The sequence below is a fragment of the Gemella sp. 20925_1_85 genome (assembly GCF_041433735.1).
GTDB lineage: Bacteria > Bacillota > Bacilli > Staphylococcales > Gemellaceae > Gemella.
Map to the genome: position 1 here is coordinate 1 of NZ_JAPWCC010000051.1, position 2,654 is coordinate 2,654.

The window sequence follows — 2,654 nt, forward strand, 5'->3', positions numbered from 1 at the left end:
AACATTTTAAATTAGTTATAAAACTACTCTACTTTATATTTTTGTGGTATAATTATATGTTGTAATACTAGATTTAATATCTAGTATGTTAGTAGAGTAGTAAATTATTATCACATAATTCTATGAACTGTAACAATAATTTTTAAAATAACAATATAAAAATTTTTTTAGGAGATTTTTTATGACAAAACAAAATATTGGAATTGTATACGGTGGTAAAAGTGCTGAACACTCAGTATCACTTTTAACAGCGAAATCAATTATTAACGCTATAGACAAAGAAAAATACAACGTATTCCCTATCTTTATCTCATTAGAAGGTAACTGGGCACGTGGTGAAAAAATTACATCAGAAGTAACAGATCAACAGGATTTAGTTTTTTCTAACTTTGATAATGATATCAGTGGATTATTATTCGAAGATGGACGTAAATTCGATATCGTCTTCCCAGTTCTTCATGGACCAAATGGTGAAGATGGGACAATCCAAGGTTTACTAGAAATCATGGATATCGCATATGTTGGTAACAATGTACTTTCAAGTGCAGCCGGTATGGATAAAGTAGTTATGAAACAATTATTCGCTGCTTATGACCTTCCACAACTTCCATACATTCACTTTATCGAATATACTTGGAAAAACAAAAAAGAAGCTGTTATCGCTGAAATCAATGAAAATCTTAAATACCCTGTATTCGTTAAACCTGCGAACTTAGGTTCTTCAGTTGGTATTAGCCGTTGTAACGATGAAACTGAATTAGTAAAAGGTATCGAAGAAGCTCTAAAATTCGACAAAAAAATCGTTGTTGAACAAGGTGCTGTAGGCGCTAAAGAAATCGAAGTTGCCGTTCTTGGTTACAACGAAGTTAAGACTACAGATCCAGGTGAGATCGTAAACATTTCTTCAACAGAATTCTACGATTATGAAACTAAATACACAGATGGACAATCTCGTATGGATATTCCAGCTCCAATCGATACTACTCTATATCCTAAATTCAGAGAAATGGCGGCAACTGCATTCCGTGCAATCAGCGGGTCAGGATTAGTACGCGCTGACTTCTTCTACACTAAAGAAGGAGAAATCTTCATTAACGAAGTAAACACAATGCCTGGATTCACTCCATTCTCAATGTTCCCTTCTCTATGGGCAAATATGAATATAAGTTACTCTGAAATTATTGAAGAACTATTCGCACTAGCTGTAGAGCGTTACGAAGATCGTAAGAACTTATTAACTGAAGAATAGGATTAACCATGAAATATTTAGTTACAGATTTAGAAAAAATATTAAATGCAAAAAAAGTAAATATTACTAACAATGTAGAAATTACTGGTATCGCTATTGATAGTAGAAAAGTTAAACAAGGTGACTTATTCATTCCCTTTTTAGGTGAAAATGTCGATGGTCACAACTATATAGAAAGTGCCTTTGAAAAAGGTGCTGCAGCAAGTTTATCGTTAAAAGACGATTTTGTTTCTAATAACAATATCATCTACGTTGATGATAGTTACGAAGCAATTCAAACTCTAGCGAAACACTATTTAGAAAGTTTAAATGCCAAAACTATCGCAATCACAGGTAGTAATGGTAAAACAACTACTAAAGATATTATCACTAGTATATTATCAACAAAATATAAAGTTCACAAAACACAAGGAAACTTTAACAACGAACTTGGTGTACCATTAACTATTCTTGCTGCGCCTGAAGATAGCGAAATACTAGTTCTTGAAATGGGAGCTGATGGTTTTGGACAGCTTGACTTCCTATCTAAGTTAGTTGAACCTGATTATACAGTAATTACTAATATCGGTGAAAGTCATATAGAATTCTTTAAATCTCGTGAAGGAATTGCTAAGGCTAAATTCGAAATCACTAATGGTATGAAAGAAGACGGATACTTCGTCTACAATGGAGATGAAGTTCTTCTAAAAACATTAGTAGATTCTTCAGATATCAACGCAACATCATGTGGTGAGAATAACTATAACGATATTATATTAGAAAACTACACAATTAAACGTGACAAAATTGATTTCAAACTTAATATAAGTGATGAACAATACTTCACAAAATTAAAAGGAAAACATAATCTATATAACATTATGTTCGCAACAGCAATCGCTAGTAAAATCGGATTAACTAACGAAGAAATCCGCAAAGCTATCGAAAATACTGTGGAAATCACAGGCATGCGTCTACAAAGTATTCCTTACAAAGAAGATTCACTAATAATCAACGATGCATATAATGCTAGCCCTACTTCTATGAAAGCAGGTGTTGATGTAGTAAGTAGTTACGATGACTTCGATTATAAAACACTAGTACTAGGAAGCATGTTCGAACTAGGACCTAATGAAGTTAACTATCACGGTGAAGTTGGAGAATATATCTCTGAAAACACAAACGATATCGACTTAGTAATCAGTGTTGGCGAACTAGCAGAAAACATTACTAAACAAATTAAAAATGATAAAATAAAAACACTACACTTCCCTACTACAGCAGAAGTTAGTGAATATCTAAAAAATAACAGACACAAAAACGAAGTAATCTTATTCAAAGCAAGCCGTTCTATGAAGTTAGAGACGATTATTGAAGAGATAACGAAGTAAGAAAATAAGGATCTAACTATTAGAAATAGTTAGGT

2 protein-coding genes are annotated in these 2,654 nt (G+C 32.5%); both read left to right on the plus strand.

The window, feature by feature from the left end; translation table 11 throughout:
- Window positions 1-181 precede the first annotated feature (181 nt).
- The gene (locus O3884_RS08935; RefSeq protein ID WP_371453036.1) at window positions 182-1,249 is read left to right on the plus strand and encodes a D-alanine--D-alanine ligase; all 1,068 of its coding nucleotides are present in this window, start codon (window positions 182-184) and stop codon (window positions 1,247-1,249) included.
- Window positions 1,250-1,257: 8 nt separating this feature from the next.
- Window positions 1,258-2,619 (plus strand): UDP-N-acetylmuramoyl-tripeptide--D-alanyl-D-alanine ligase, encoded by a 1,362-nt coding sequence (locus tag O3884_RS08940; protein WP_371453038.1) that lies wholly within the window; start codon window positions 1,258-1,260, stop codon window positions 2,617-2,619.
- Window positions 2,620-2,654 lie beyond the last annotated feature (35 nt).

Bases quoted from the DNA above. Each gene is read 5' to 3' on its own strand.
- O3884_RS08940 (WP_371453038.1), top strand. From the start codon at position 1,258: ATGAAATATTTAGTTACAGATTTAGAAAAAATATTAAATGCAAAAAAA.
- O3884_RS08935 (WP_371453036.1), top strand. From the start codon at position 182: ATGACAAAACAAAATATTGGAATTGTATACGGTGGTAAAAGTGCTGAA.